Here is a 13,330-nt window from a genome sequence, read left to right on the forward strand (position 1 = left end):
CAGCTCCTTGGTGATGGTCACTGCTGTCCGACGCGTGTAAGACGAGACTTACAGGTGCAGGCCCAGGCCGTCAACGCCAAATACACTTCTGCAACCGACAGTTGACAGATTTTCAGAGCACATGTCAGTCTCGACTTACATACCGGGGTCTGCCGATGAGGACGAACCATGACGAGCGAGGAGTTACTGACCGTTCTCGCCGCCGTGGGGCATGCGCAACGCCTGCGGGTCATCGCCGAACTCGCCACGGGGCAGCGGTACGTGAGCGAGCTGGCACGCCGGCTCAAGATCTCCCGGCCGCTGCTCTACATGCACCTGGAACGTCTGGAGCAGGCCGGAATAGTCGTCGGTCACCTGGAACTCTCCGACTCGGGAAAGGCCCTCAAGTACTTCCAACTGGCAGAGTTCCACCTGCACTTGACCATCGAAAACGTCGTTGCGGCTGTCGCGGCGGACACTCCGGGGCCCGGGCTCACCGCCGAGCTCACCGAGGGGCCTGCCGAGAGGCCTGCCGAGGGGCGCGACGACGCGAAGGGAACACCCATATGACCGGCGCTGTCATCACCATCGCCATCATCCTGATCCTCGTCGGCGGCAGCACCGCGGGCGTGGTGTCGTACTTCAGACTTCAGCGCCATCGCGCCGACGCGGTTGCGATGGCCCACTACCGCAAGCTGGCCGAGCAGTCGACGGCCCAACTCGACCTGTTGCGTGAGCGGTTGAACCTGATCGACGGCCGCCTCAAGGAGATCGAGAACCTGCTGCGGAGCGTGGGATGACCAGCGACCTCAAGACAGGCAGCCGCACGGCAGACGGCCCCAAGCCAGGCGGCCTCAAGCCCACCGCCTTCACGACAGGCAGCCGACTCCCCCACCACCCCAACCCCCTCCGAATGCTGGCCTCCCCCGCCCCCTGGCGGGCAACCGCCTACCTCGCCACCCACCTGGTGGCCGGCCCCTTCCTGTTCCTCGTGACGGCCGCCGCCCTGCTCTCGGCCTTCCTGTTCAGCCAGCTCACGCTCACGGTGGTGCTCACCATCGGCTCGGCCTGGGTGGTGCGCTGCTGCGCGCAGGTCGAGCGGGGCCGGGCCGTACTGGTCGACGCGCCGATCCCGTACAGCTACCGGAAAGCCGCCGAACCGGGCCTGTCGGGCCACATCAACGCCCGCTGCACCGACCCGGTGCTCTTCCGGGACCTGACGTACCTCCTGCTGGCGTTCCCGTTCCTGCTCCTGGTGGACGTGCTCACGCTGGCGCTGTGGCTGGTGATCCTGGCAGGAGTGGCGCTCCCCTTCTGGTTCTGGTCCATCACCAACCACCAGACGGACGGGAGTTACCGGACCGGGATACGCATCGGCCAGTCCGACGGCTCGGGCATCGGGGTGTGGATCGACTCCTGGCCCGCGGCCCTCATCGCCGCGGCCTTCTGCCTGGTCCTCGCGCTCTACTTCTCGTACGCCGTGGTGGCCGCCGCCCGTCTGAACCTGACCGTCGCCCACACCTTGCTGCGCCCGCCCCCGGACCCGCTCGCCGACGCCAAACGAGTGCTCGCCGAACCGGGCCCCCTGAAAACCACCCTCCCTCCTCCCGGGCCGGCACTCACGCCCACGCCCGCACCCACGAAGGACACCACCCATGAACGCGACCGCAGCCCCACCGGCACAGGCGCTGGCATCAGCACCGGAAGTCGTACGTCTTGATGCCGTACGCAAGTCGTACGGCGGACCGAAGAACCGAGTGGACGCCCTCGACGGAGTGAGCGTCAGCCTCGGCCAGGGCACCTTCACCGCGGTGATGGGCCCCTCGGGCTCGGGCAAGAGCACCTTCCTGCACTGCGCGGCCGGACTCGACCGGCCGACCTCGGGGTCCGTCACCCTCGAAGGCGTGGACCTCGCCACGCTCAAGGAGAAGCAGCTGACCAAACTCCGCCGCCGACGGATCGGCTTCGTCTTCCAGGCGTTCAACCTGCTCCCCGCACTGAGCGTGCTCGACAACGTCACGCTGCCGTTGCGACTGGCGGGCAGCAAGCCCAGAAAGGCCGAGGTGAACGAGGTGCTCGAACGGGTCGGCCTGGCCGGCAAACGCGCCAGCCGCCCCGGCGAACTCTCCGGCGGACAGCAGCAACGTGTGGCCATAGCAAGGGCGTTGATCACCAAGCCCGCCGTCGTCTTCGGCGACGAACCGACCGGTGCCCTGGACACCTACACCGCACGCGAGGTGCTGACCCTGCTGCGCGAGGCCGTCGAATGGGGCGGCCAGACCATCGTGATGGTCACCCACGACCCGGTGGCCGCCTCGCACGCCGACCGCGTGCTGTTCCTGGCGGACGGACAGCTGGTCAGCGCCCTGGACCGCCCCTCCGCGGACCAGGTGGCCGAGCAGATGACGCACCTGGGCGCCTGGGGCAACCGGACCGCCGCCCCGCAGCAGGCAGGCCACGGAGTGCACCGGTGATCAGGATCGCTCTGCGCACCCTGCGCTTCCACAAGGGCGGCTTCCTCGCCTCCTTCATCGCTCTCTTCTTCGGCGCCGCGATCGTGATCGGCTCCGGCGGACTGCTCGAAACCGGGCTGCACAACGCCGCTCCGCCCGTACGCCTGGCCGCCGCACCGATCGTGGTCACCGGGGACCAGCACTACCCGGGCAACCGGGGCAGGGACCTGTACCCCGAACGCGTCCGCGTGGACGCCGAGTTGGCGGACAAGCTCCAATCGGTACCGGGCGTCACCGAGGTGACGAAGGACGTGTCGTTCCCCGCCGCCGTACCCCCCGAGAAGACCAACGACAACAACACGGCACCCGCCCGCAAGGTGACCGGCCACGGCTGGTCCTCCGCCCGCCTGGCCCCGTACCGACTGGCCGAAGGCACCCCGCCGTCCACGCCCCGCCAGATCGTCGTCGGTACGGACCTGGCCCGCCAGGCCGCCCTGAAACTGGGCGACGCGCTCCCCCTCCTGCTCCAAGGAAGCTCGCGCACCTACGAGATCTCCGGCCTGGCAACCGGCCCCGACGCCCTGAACAGCATCTTCCTCACCGACACGGAGGCCGCCCGGCTCACCCAGCACCCGGACAAGGTCGACTCCCTGGGCGTGTTCACCACCCCAGGAACCGACCCCGAAACGGTCGCGCGGGGCGTGCGCGACGCGGTCGCCGGACAGTCGGCCTCCGTGATGACCGGTGACGAACGCGGCCGCGCGGAAGACCCCGACGTCATCGCCGACGGCAGCAACCTGGTCAGCCTCGCCGCGGTCTTCGGCAGCCTGTCCGCGATGGTCACCGTGTTCGTCGTGGCCAGCACCCTGGGCCTGTCGATCCGGCAACGGCAACGGGAGATGGCCCTGCTCCGCGCCATCGGCACCACACCGGGCCAGCTGCGCCGCCTGATCCTCGGCGAGACCCTGTGCGTAGCGGTACTCGCCACCGCGCTCGCCTGCTGGCCGGGCCCCTCGGTCGGCAGATGGCTGCTCGCCGCGTTCGCCGGCGGCGGGGTGGTACCGGAGTCGATCGAGTTCCGCGCGGGATGGGTGCCGATGGTCGTCGGCGCGGGTACGGCACTGCTCACGGCGATGGGCGCCGCGTTCATCGCCGCCCGCCGTGCGGCCCGTACCCGCCCCACCGAAGCACTCTCCGAAGCCGCCTTGCAGCACCGCTGGTTCAGCGGCGTACGCCTGGTATTCGCCCTGCTCTTCCTGGGCGGCGGCACGGCGCTGGCCATCGTCACCGCGCACATGGACGGCCCCGCGGCAGGCAGCACGGCGACCCCGGCCGCGATGCTGTGGGCTGCCGGTCTCGGCCTGCTCGGCCCCGGCCTCGCCAAGGGAATCACCGCCGTCCTGAGCGCACCGACACGCGCGCTGTCCGGCCTGTCCGGCCGCCTGGCCATGCTGAACGCCAAGGCCCGCGCGCCCCAACTGGCCGGAGCCGTCATGCCGGTCATGCTCGCCACCGGTCTGGCCATCGCCCTGATCTACCTGCAGACCACCCAGTCCACCGGCGCACAACGTGCCTTCGACGAAAGCCTGCGCGCGGACCTGGTCGTCACCTCCGACTCCGGCGGCCTGCCGCTCAACATGGTCGATACGATCCGCGAACAGCCCGGGGTGGCCGCCGCCTCCGCGCAAATCCCCAGCCTGGGCTACCTGGAACCCCTCGCCCCCAAGCAAGAACCAAAAGAGGACGAAGAAGAAGACGAGCAGGACGAACGATCAGAGAAGGCCGACCCCATCCCGCTCCCCCTACAGGGAATCACCCCGGAAGGCCTGACCCGGACGACAGCCTTCCGCGCCTCCGAAGGCTCCCTGGACGCCCTGCACGGAAACACGGTCGCCCTGCCGACCCGCTACACCGAAGGACACAGGATCGGCGACACGGTACCGATGCACCTGGGCGACGGCACCCGGATCGGCCTGAAACTGGTCGCCACCGTCGAAGGGAAACGCGGCTACGAGACCGCCCTGCTACCGGCCTCGCTCCTGGTCGCCCACACGGACACCGGCCTGGTCCCCCAGATCATGGTCACGGCTACCCCCGGCACCTCCCCCACCCAACTCCACACCAAACTGGCCTCCTTGACGGCCGACCACCCGGGCCTACGGGTCAAGGACCGCGACTCGCTCACCCAGGTACAGGCGACCCAGGACGACACCCAGAGCTGGATGTCGTACCTGCTCCTCGCGGTGGTCGTCGGCTACACGACGATCGCCCTGGTCAACACCCAGGTGCTGTCGACGACGGAACGGCGCAGGGAGTTCATGCTGCAACGCCTCATCGGCGCCACCCGACGTCAGGTGATGCGGATGATGACGGTGGAAGCGGTACTGGTCGCGGTCTCGGGCATCGTACTGGGAGTGCTGGTGGCACTGCTGACGCTGGTCCCCCTGAGCCTGAGCGTGCTGGGCACCGCCATGCCCGACGGCCCCCCGTGGATCTTCGTCACGGTGGTCGCCACCGCCCTCGTACTCACCCTGGGCACCACGCTGCTGTCGACGGCGGCGGTCCTGCGAAGCCGCCCGGGCGACCTGGCAGCCGTACGCCAATAACCCCTGTCCACTCACCGACAACCAAACAACCGGGCCGGGGTCAGTCCACACTCCGCAGCAACTTCTCGACGGCCCCGACCCGCTCCCCCAGCCCCGCCAACTGCGCGTGCAGCGCCTCCTGTCCGGCGACCGCCTCCTCCGCCAGCCGACGGTACTCGGCCAGCGCGAGGGCGTCGGCACGGTGGCGCTGCAGCCGGAAGTAGGCGACCGCACTCACCGTGATGCCCCCCACGACGATCAGCACGATGGCGATGGCAATGACAGCCCCGGTCATGAACAACTCCCCCTACTACTGCTTCTCCTCGGCCACAGCCTCGTCCGCGAGTGCGGCCGCAAGGATCGTACCGACGTTCAACTGCAGCTCGAACGGCGCCAGCTCGAAGTACTTGAGCGCCTTGCCGTCGTCGGAGAGCTCCAGGTTGCCGACGACGATGCCGGCCTTCTCCAGCCGCTCCAGATGCATGTAGAGGAGCGGCCTGGAGATCCCGAGCCGCCGGGCCAGCTCACTGACGTACAGCCGCCCCTCGGAGAGCTCGACGATGACCCGGAGGCGCTGAGCATGACCGACGGCGGCAAGAACAGCCAGAAGCTCCTCGCTGGTCATGATCCACCTCTGGCATTCCGGAAACTTAAGGCCGAGCTTAGGCCACGAGCAGGGGCTCCTCCCCTGCCGCCCTACCCCAGATGCTGCGAAGTGGATCGCGCGAGGTACGCCCCGTGCCCGGCCCGCCCCCTGAACTCGTTCCGCTCGACCACCACTTCCCCCCGCGACAGGACGGTCTCGACCCGCCCGGTGATACGACGCCCCTCGTAGACGGAGTAGTCGACTTTCATGTGGTGCGTGGCAGCCGAGATGGTCTGTTCGGCGGCGGGGTCGTAGATGACGACATCGGCGTCCGCGCCCGGGGCGATCGTGCCCTTCCTCCCGTACAGGCCGAACATCCTCGCCGGCGCCGCGCACGCGATCTCGATCCAGCGGCGGCGGGTGAGGTGTCCGTCGACGACGGCCTGGTGGAGGAGGTCCATGCGGTTCTCCACGCCCGGGAGCCCGTTGGGGATCTTGGAGAAGTCGCCGCGGCCCATTTCCTTCTGGCCGGTGAAGCAGAACGGGCAGTGGTCCGTGGAGACCACCTGGAGTTCGTCGGTGCGCAGGCCGCGCCAGAGGGCGGCCTGGTGTTCCCTGGGGCGCAGGGGAGTTGAGCAGACGTACTTCGCGCCCTCGAAGTCGGGCTCGGCGAGGTTGTCGGTGGAGAGGAAGAGGTACTGGGGGCAGGTCTCGCCGAAGACGGGGAGGCCCTTGTGGCGGGCGGCGGCGATCTCGTTGAGGGCTTCCTCCGCCGATACGTGGACCACGTACAGCGGTGCGCCCGCGACCTGCGCCAGTTTGATGACGCGGTGGGTGGCCTCCGACTCCAGCAGGGCCTTGCGGACCTCGCCGTGGTAGCGGGGGTCGGTCTCGCCGCGGGCCAGGGCCTGTTCGACGAGGACGTCGATGGCGAGGCCGTTCTCGGCGTGCATCATGATCAGCCCGCCGTTGGAGGCGGCCCGCTGCATCGCGCGCAGGATCTGGCCGTCGTCGCTGAAGAAGACACCGGGGTAGGCGGTGAAGAGCTTGGAATTTGCGAGACTACGTCGCCCAGTGTGTCCATGTCCGCACGGGTGAACCGGGCGTCGAACGACGCCGTGATCTTGAAGTTCGGGAGTCGGTAGAGGGGCGGGACCGGTGTGCCGTCGTACTCGCCCAGGGCGATGACCGCCTTCTCCCACAGCCCTTCTTCGAAGTAGTCCAACACCCGTTGATAAACGCTGTGGTGACGCCCGAATGACGCGGGCAGCTCCTTCCACATCACGCCGTTGCGGACCTTCATGAGGGAAGCCTCGAACGCGGTGCGGGGTGCGATAGTTCGCACCGTCTTCCTGGGCTCGGGGAAGAGCGGCGCGATCCTGCAACTCCCCCAGCGCAGAAGCACGTTCGGGACAGCACCCGAGGGCCGACGATTGCTCATCGCCGACCTCCCCAGCCGGGAGCCGCGTGGCGCCCCCGCACAACGAGCCGGTGACGCCCCCGTCCAGGACGTACCCACGCACGCGCCTCACACAGCGCGAACGGGCTGGCGGCCGTCACGAACGGCAGCAACAGCGCAACGGTAAACAGAATCGGAGCCACGGCAAGGACCTCCCGATGATCGCGTCTACGGAACGCGACCACCACACCGTCGCTTCACGAAGAGCGGCCCCCTCTCACCAGGACTTTCAAGTACTTGCCGGAGGACCCACCAGCCGTCTCGGCCGCGCTCTCACCCCGTGGGCCCCACTCCGCAGAGGCACGCCGCGATCAGCTCCGCACAGCAGCCACTACGGAGTGTGTCGACTGCGACGGTATACTCCACCCGCATCAAGCCAGCCTTCTCTGACGTCACCCATTCGGGGGTACCGCTGGTGGCTCGCAGTGCCACAAAGCCCTGCTCAGGGAGCGACGCACCCTTTCGGACCTGCGAATTCCATCACGCGCACCCCACCCCTTCTTCTTATGATCCCTCAATTCCATAGGTCAACAGGGGGAAGCCATGGGCAAGCGAGAACGTCGACGACGTCGAGAGCGCGCGAAGCTGGGGGTTGGTGAGCCGACCGTGCTGCTCTACCCCTCATCTGAGGGCCCCCATCTGCGAGTCACCATCAGCGCCGAGTGCAGCGAGCAGGTGAAGAACCTGTGCGCCCGGTACTGGGCACTCGACACTGAGGGAGCGTGGGTATTCCGCGTCGCCGATCTCGGCGGGCTGGTCAGTTGGGTGACCGCGACGGTCGCCTCCGTCTCGCATGCAGAAATCCTGCACTCCGGTTGCGGCCAGGAAGTCGTGGTGCGTTCCCGCTCGGAGCACAGCAACGCGAAGTCAGGGTTCAGCAGGTGCCACGACTGCGCCGAGGCCAGCGCCGGGAGCCCCGACGAAGGCCAGGCGGAGAATGCGCCTCCGGAGCCGCAAGAAGGCGATGGGACAGTCACGGAAGAGCCCGATGATGACGGGTTCGAGCTGCTGCCGCTTGAGCTGCGCCGCTACTCGGGCGTGCCCGAGGAGCTCACCTCGATTGGGGCTCAGTACTGGGAGAGAGCCTGCCAGAACTCCTCCCACGGGTTCGTGCACTGGAGCCGCAAGGTCACCGCGATCGACACCCGGGGGTGGGGGCCGGCCCACATCGCTGCCGCCGCCGGCATTCAGGCGACGGTGCCCACCCGGTCGTGCAGCAGTTGCGAGGGGCTGCTCGCCCTTACGTCCCGTACCGCCTACGACAACCTCTGCCTGGGACAATCGGCCGTGTGCGTCCAGTGCACCCCCAAACTGCTGGAGAAGATGCAACGGTTGCTCGACCCCGAACGGGTAGCCCAGCGTCGGAACCAGCAGGCACAGGCCGAGGAACAGATCGTGCGGTGTGGACGCACTCAGCAGGTGGCCGCACGGTGGGAAGCCGCACAGCACGCTGCCGTCGCCGCCGAGCACCCGGTGGTCTTCACTCCGGAGAGCCCGGTTCCAAAAGCTGATGTGCGGACCGAGGCGGTCGTATTGGCGCTGTTACGTTTCGCTCCGCACACTTCGCCGATCACGCCCCTGCGTATGTGGCCCGAACCGTTGCACCCTGTTCCTGACGACGGCGCGACCGCCGTGGCCACAGCCGTGCAAACGGGAATCCTGGCCGTCCATCCGGACAGCCCGCCGACCGCCTTCATCTGGGAGCCCGCCGATGTCCATGAGGCCCTCGCTCAGGCCGGCGGGGACGTGGACGCCGTCCCCGAACCTCAATTGACCAATCGCTATTTGCCCCGCGAGGCCTCCCACTACGTGCCGCACGGAACGAGCATGGGCACCTCGGTCTCGGTACTCGACGCCCACCTGGCCGCGCGTCTAGGTTTCGGTCCGGACACCCCCGAAGACCGGCAGCTGCAACTTGTGGAGCTGGTGCAGGAGGTCATCGCTGCTGAGACCGTCCGCTACTTCGACCACCAACTGGAGAAGCGACATCTGCCACCGGTGCCCGATCACCACGTAGCCCGGCTGCGCGACGCCGCCGCTCGCGCTGCCGCCGCCCGCTCGCTCGGCGAGCTTAACAACCTCTGCTGGCTCGCGGGGGCACGGGCCGCGGATGCTGCGCAGAAGAACCCGCAGGCTCCCCGCGCCAATATGAGCACGTACGCCGTGAACACCTTCGAGACGCTCGTGCAGAATGCCCTCGCCGATCCTCAGAAGGCCGTTAAACCTTACGATCACGAGTACTTGAGTGCCCTGGCCCGGACGGTCTTCTACACGATCCTCGACGCTCCTCCCTTCACTACCCGCGTCGAAGACGTCCGCCGTAAGTTCTCACGCCAGCCAGATACTCCGGGAACCAAAGCTGCGGAGGAGACGGGGATCAAGCTCACCCTCGAACCCGCCACGCTGGTCACCGATGTCGAGTGGCTGAGCTCCCACCAGGACCGGTGGGTCCCTGGCGATTTCTATCAGCACCTGATGGTGCTTGGTGCGCTTCGGCATGTGCCGGATGCCAAAGCCGACGACACCGCCCTCGGAGAAGCAGCTCATGCCCTCCACCAGATCCTTCGGGACAACAGCGCGATCACCGAAGATCCTGTTCAAGCAGTCATCAGCACGTGTCACGCGGCGCGCCTACTCACCCGAGTCGTTGCCCGGGAGGGAGTCACCGGGGCCGCCGGGCACTGGATCGTCGCGGACTTCATCTACCGGACCATGGGGTCCGACGGCGCCCATCCGTAGCCTGTACGCACTGGTGCCGGATCGGGGCAAGTTCTGCCGAGTTTACGTCCCGTAGGTCTTCTTCCACCGGGCCCGATGCTGCCGGTCGCCTTGACCCGCGCCGTTGACGGCGCTCAGGGCGGCCAGCGGGGTACCGCTGTTCCAGAGGCCGAGGTGGTCACGGTGGATGGCCAGAATGTCGTTCTCCAAGGCGAACTTCACGGACGGTCCGGTGAAGCGGGTAGTGGTCACGAAGATGGCCACGTCGGCCTTGAAGTGTGTCTGCGAGCCGAGAAGGCCGCGTAGCTCCGGGCTACTGATGCTGCTGGACGGGGTATAGCGCTTGCACTGGATGACCATGGTCCGCCCGTCCGGCAGGCGGCCGGTGACGTCCGCACCGTTGTCGCCACTGCCTCCGACGCGGCGCACTTCTGTACAGCCATCCCTGCGGCACAACTCGGCAACCAGCTCCTCGAATTCGTCGCCGGTCATCATGTCGACTTCGGCGAGCGTACGGTGCCCGGCCCGGACGGCGTCCTCCTGCCGCCAGGTGCCGTCGTCATGCCGCAGTCGCCGGTGCGTCTGCCACAGCCACCACCCCGCGCCGCCTGCCGCAGCAACGGCGAGCGACGCGGCGACGTATCCCCAGATACGGGACCAGAACACCACGAGCAGGAGCAGTACGAGCGCTCCGCACACCCTGGCGGCCTTGAACCGTGCTTCGCGTCGTCGGCGTGCGGCCGAACGACGCCCCCGTCGAGCGGTCATGAACTGCCTCCCCCTGGAGCCCTCGGGCCGGCCCCGCAAACAGTGTGTGCAGCGGGCCGGGATCTGGGAAGAACGCCCGCTGCCGTCTCCTGCCCTGCCCTGCCTCAGCCCCAGGCGAGCTGGCCGGCCGGTGCCGGGGGTCGAGGCGCGGGAACAACAGTCTCGTCGGTGTGCGTGATGCGGTGGGTGAGGGCGGTGTTGCGGCGCTGCGTGCGGTTGTTGGCGAGGGCCTGGGTGACCGCGTCGCGCTGACCGATGAGCATGACGCCGCGGCGTGCGCGGGTGACGGCGGTATAAAGGAGGTTTCGCTGGAGGAGCATCATTCCGGCGGCGTTGATCATGGGAACAATGACGTACGGGTACTTGCTGCCCTGGGATCGGTGAACGGTCAGGGCGTACGCGTGGACCAGCTCGTCGAGGTCGGTGAAGGGGTAGTCGGCCGTATCGCCGTTGTGGAAGGTGACGGTGAGCTGGTTTTCGGGGTCGACGGAGGTGATGGTTCCGGTGGTGCCGTTGAAGACGCCGGTGTCACCACGGTGGGGGTTGTTGCGGATCTGCTGGATGCGGTCGCCGAGGCGGAAGGCCGCTCCGTCGTGGTAGTGCGCGGGGGTGTGGCCGGTGGGCGGGGGTGTGGTCGGTGGGCGGGTTCAGCCGCTCCTGGAGACGGCGGTTTAGGTCGGTCATGCCCGCGATGTTCTTCTTGCCGGGGCACAGCACCTGGATGTCTTGGGGGCTGACGCCGAAGTGCCGGGGCATGTGGTCGGTGACCAGGTCCACCACCTGTGCAGCAATGTCCTCAGCAGCGTCGACGGGCCGATTCCAGAACGCCTTCGGGTCCTCCTGCGGCACGTCGCCGTGCAGGATGCGGTGGGCGTTGAGGACGATCGCCGCGCTGTCGTCCTGCTGTCGGAAGACCTTGGTGAGTCGGGTCCGGGGGATGTCCTGGACGTCGAGAAGGTCGCGTAGGACACGCCCCAGTCCGACGCTGGGCAGCTGGTCGATATCGCCGACCAGTAGAAGGTGGCAACCGCCTCGGACGGTGGCGAACAGACGCCGGGCCAGGGCGAGATCGAGCATCGATACCTCGTCGACGACGACCAGGTCGGCGCTCTCCAGCAAACTGGCGTGGTCGAAGAGCGAGTCGCCTCCCGGGGGCCGGATCAACCGGTGCACGATCATCGCGGCCTGCCCGCAGGTTTCCTCCAGCCGTTTGGCGGCCTTCCCCGTCGGTGCCGCCAGGGCCACGACCGCTCCTGCCGCGCTCGCGATGTCCACCAGGGTGCGCAGCGTGTGGGTCTTGCCGCAACCAGGCCCGCCGGTGAGGACAGACAGCGGCGAGATCAGGGCAGCAAGAACAGCCTGCCGCTGTTCATCGGTCAACCCGCTGTCCTCTTCGCCGGCCGGGGTGAGAAGCTGCGCCTGCCAGTCGACGAAGTCGGCAAGATCACCGGAGCAGGTAAGCAGACGCTTTACGTGGAGGGCGAGTTGGGTTTCGTCTCGGTGCCGGTGCACAAGCGTCGCGATCTCTGTGTCCTCGACCGCGTCGGTTCCATCCAGCACCGGCAGGGGCAACGTCTCGATCACCATCTCTCCCTGACCGCACAGTGCTTGCAGGGCGAGGCGAAGGACCGCCTGATCGAGGATCTCCGCAGTTGCCGGGTCGTCGTCGCTCAGCAGGTGACGGGTGCGCGCGAGCAGTACTCGTACCGGCAAATGGCAGTGCCCACCGGCACCGGCCTGGTCGAGAGTGTGGAGCAGGGCGGCCTGAATTCGCTGATCACTGTGCTTGGGAATGCCGACCGCGAGGGCGATCGTGTCGGCGTGGACAAAGCCGACCCCATGCACGTCCCGGCACAGCCGATAAGGGGTATCACGGACGATCCGAAGCGGGTCTTCCTCGTTGTCCGCGTACGCCATGTAGATCCTTACGGCGAGCCCGGGAGTGATCCCCAACCCCTGCAAGAACACCATGATCTCGGCGATGGACTTGTGTTCCTGCCACGCCTCGGCAATCCGTCCGAGCCGCACCCGCCCGATGCCGTGCACTTCCAGCAACAGCTGCGGATCGGAATCGATGACCTTCAAGGTCTGCTCACCGAAGACATCCACGATTCCCGATGCCAGCACGGGGCCGATGCCCCGGACCATGCCCGAGGCCAGATAGAGGCGGATCGCCCGCTTCCCGGCGGGCAACGTGCGCTCGCAGCGGACCACCTTGAATTGCCGCCCGTATCGGGGGTGTTCTGTCCAGGATCCGTACAGTCGCAGGCTCTCACCGGGCTTCACCCCGAAGAGCGCCTTGCCGAGCGCGGTGACGCCCTCCTCGCCACCCCCGGCCACGTCGAGCCGGAGCACCGTGCACTCGTCGTAGCCGATGTGGAGGAGATGACCGACGATGCCGCCGATCATCTCCGTTGGTTCCAGGGGAGCTTGCTGGGGCACACACCCTCCAGGTGTCCGCACGGCAAGAGTCCGCACCACCCGGGCCCGGTGCGGGAGGACCAGCATGCTTCCCCTTCCGGTGACCTGTCGTGCACATAAGCGGAATTGCATCACTCCAAGGAGTGGACGAACGAGGCCTGGAGTGACGTTTCACGGCGGACGGCGCCGCTGAACCTTCTCCCGGAAGGCGAGATAGATCGGGAGTGCCTCCACAGGGGCTTGGCGTGCGCGAATGAGTTGAGCGCTCTGTTACAGCGCGCACCCGGGCGCTGTCTCCTCGGACACTGCGAACGCGGAGGCAAACATGCACCTGATCTCCATCACATTCTCCCGCTCATCA

12 protein-coding genes and 1 pseudogene are annotated in these 13,330 nt (G+C 67.7%); 6 read left to right on the forward strand and 7 right to left on the reverse strand.

Features of this window, described 5'->3' with window-relative positions:
* Positions 1–168 precede the first annotated feature (168 nt).
* The 5 genes from ACZ5PB_RS01970 to ACZ5PB_RS01990 are packed head-to-tail and all read left to right on the forward strand — an operon-like array spanning position 169 to position 5,038.
* Positions 169–549 carry an ArsR/SmtB family transcription factor gene (locus ACZ5PB_RS01970; protein ID WP_468686903.1) on the forward strand — a complete coding sequence of 127 codons (381 nt, stop codon included), beginning with the start codon at positions 169–171 and terminating at the stop codon, positions 547–549.
* Positions 546–779: a hypothetical protein gene (locus ACZ5PB_RS01975; protein ID WP_468686905.1), complete on the forward strand. Its 234-nt coding sequence runs from the start codon at positions 546–548 to the stop codon at positions 777–779. The genes ACZ5PB_RS01970 and ACZ5PB_RS01975 overlap by 4 nt, the downstream gene beginning before the upstream one ends.
* Positions 776–1,699: a sensor domain-containing protein gene (locus ACZ5PB_RS01980; RefSeq protein WP_468686907.1), complete on the forward strand. Its 924-nt coding sequence runs from the start codon at positions 776–778 to the stop codon at positions 1,697–1,699. The genes ACZ5PB_RS01975 and ACZ5PB_RS01980 overlap by 4 nt, the downstream gene beginning before the upstream one ends.
* Positions 1,635–2,453 (forward strand): ABC transporter ATP-binding protein, encoded by an 819-nt coding sequence (locus tag ACZ5PB_RS01985; RefSeq protein ID WP_468686908.1) that lies wholly within the window; start codon positions 1,635–1,637, stop codon positions 2,451–2,453. Before ACZ5PB_RS01980 ends, ACZ5PB_RS01985 begins: the two co-directional genes overlap by 65 nt.
* Positions 2,450–5,038, forward strand: coding sequence for an ABC transporter permease (locus tag ACZ5PB_RS01990; RefSeq protein ID WP_468686910.1), 2,589 nt, complete (start codon positions 2,450–2,452; stop codon positions 5,036–5,038). Before ACZ5PB_RS01985 ends, ACZ5PB_RS01990 begins: the two co-directional genes overlap by 4 nt.
* 40 nt (positions 5,039–5,078) lie before the next feature.
* Here ACZ5PB_RS01990 and ACZ5PB_RS01995 read toward each other — a convergent pair whose 3' ends face one another.
* From ACZ5PB_RS01995 to ACZ5PB_RS02010, 4 genes and pseudogenes are all read right to left on the reverse strand, one after another.
* Complete coding sequence (locus ACZ5PB_RS01995; RefSeq protein WP_468686911.1) at positions 5,079–5,312, reverse strand: hypothetical protein; 234 nt, start codon at positions 5,310–5,312, stop codon at positions 5,079–5,081.
* A 15-nt stretch (positions 5,313–5,327) separates the two neighbouring features.
* Positions 5,328–5,642 carry an ArsR/SmtB family transcription factor gene (locus tag ACZ5PB_RS02000; RefSeq protein ID WP_468686913.1) on the reverse strand — a complete coding sequence of 105 codons (315 nt, stop codon included), beginning with the start codon at positions 5,640–5,642 and terminating at the stop codon, positions 5,328–5,330.
* A 71-nt stretch (positions 5,643–5,713) separates the two neighbouring features.
* Positions 5,714–6,655: pseudogene (locus ACZ5PB_RS02005) on the reverse strand (amidohydrolase family protein); the annotation flags it as partial.
* A complete protein-coding gene (locus ACZ5PB_RS02010) occupies positions 6,562–7,044 on the reverse strand; it encodes a transposase (RefSeq protein WP_468686915.1) in 483 nt (160 codons plus the stop codon). The pseudogene ACZ5PB_RS02005 and the gene ACZ5PB_RS02010, both read right to left, overlap by 94 nt.
* 561 nt (positions 7,045–7,605) lie before the next feature.
* Here ACZ5PB_RS02010 and ACZ5PB_RS02015 point away from each other — a divergent pair.
* Positions 7,606–9,801 (forward strand): hypothetical protein, encoded by a 2,196-nt coding sequence (locus ACZ5PB_RS02015; RefSeq protein WP_468686916.1) that lies wholly within the window; start codon positions 7,606–7,608, stop codon positions 9,799–9,801.
* Positions 9,802–9,843: 42 nt separating this feature from the next.
* Here the strand turns inward: ACZ5PB_RS02015 and ACZ5PB_RS02020 are convergent, their stop codons facing one another.
* The 3 genes from ACZ5PB_RS02020 to recD2 all read right to left on the reverse strand — a co-directional run bounded on the left by ACZ5PB_RS02020 (position 9,844) and on the right by recD2 (position 12,957).
* On the reverse strand, positions 9,844–10,548 hold the full coding sequence (locus ACZ5PB_RS02020) for a restriction endonuclease (RefSeq protein ID WP_468686917.1): 705 nt from the start codon (positions 10,546–10,548) through the stop codon (positions 9,844–9,846).
* Positions 10,549–10,652: 104 nt separating this feature from the next.
* Complete coding sequence (locus ACZ5PB_RS02025) at positions 10,653–11,111, reverse strand: ATP-binding domain-containing protein (RefSeq protein ID WP_468688240.1); 459 nt, start codon at positions 11,109–11,111, stop codon at positions 10,653–10,655.
* The gene (gene recD2 / locus ACZ5PB_RS02030; RefSeq protein ID WP_468686918.1) at positions 11,077–12,957 is read right to left on the reverse strand and encodes an SF1B family DNA helicase RecD2; all 1,881 of its coding nucleotides are present in this window, start codon (positions 12,955–12,957) and stop codon (positions 11,077–11,079) included. The genes ACZ5PB_RS02025 and recD2 overlap by 35 nt, the downstream gene beginning before the upstream one ends.
* Between the last annotated feature and the right edge of the window lie 373 nt (positions 12,958–13,330).

This window comes from Streptomyces sp. NPDC032721, assembly GCF_055579625.1.

Excerpts from the sequence above, each read along its gene's own strand:
- ACZ5PB_RS01970 (WP_468686903.1), top strand. The coding sequence starts at position 169 with ATGACGAGCGAGGAGTTACTGACCGTTCTCGCCGCCGTGGGGCATGCG.
- ACZ5PB_RS01975 (WP_468686905.1), top strand. The coding sequence starts at position 546 with ATGACCGGCGCTGTCATCACCATCGCCATCATCCTGATCCTCGTCGGC.
- ACZ5PB_RS01980 (WP_468686907.1), top strand. The coding sequence starts at position 776 with ATGACCAGCGACCTCAAGACAGGCAGCCGCACGGCAGACGGCCCCAAG.
- ACZ5PB_RS01985 (WP_468686908.1), top strand. The coding sequence starts at position 1,635 with ATGAACGCGACCGCAGCCCCACCGGCACAGGCGCTGGCATCAGCACCG.
- ACZ5PB_RS01995 (WP_468686911.1), bottom strand. The coding sequence starts at position 5,312 with ATGACCGGGGCTGTCATTGCCATCGCCATCGTGCTGATCGTCGTGGGG.
- ACZ5PB_RS02000 (WP_468686913.1), bottom strand. The coding sequence starts at position 5,642 with ATGACCAGCGAGGAGCTTCTGGCTGTTCTTGCCGCCGTCGGTCATGCT.
- ACZ5PB_RS02010 (WP_468686915.1), bottom strand. The coding sequence starts at position 7,044 with ATGAGCAATCGTCGGCCCTCGGGTGCTGTCCCGAACGTGCTTCTGCGC.
- ACZ5PB_RS02015 (WP_468686916.1), top strand. The coding sequence starts at position 7,606 with ATGGGCAAGCGAGAACGTCGACGACGTCGAGAGCGCGCGAAGCTGGGG.
- ACZ5PB_RS02020 (WP_468686917.1), bottom strand. The coding sequence starts at position 10,548 with ATGACCGCTCGACGGGGGCGTCGTTCGGCCGCACGCCGACGACGCGAA.
- recD2 (WP_468686918.1), bottom strand. The coding sequence starts at position 12,957 with ATGATCGGCGGCATCGTCGGTCATCTCCTCCACATCGGCTACGACGAG.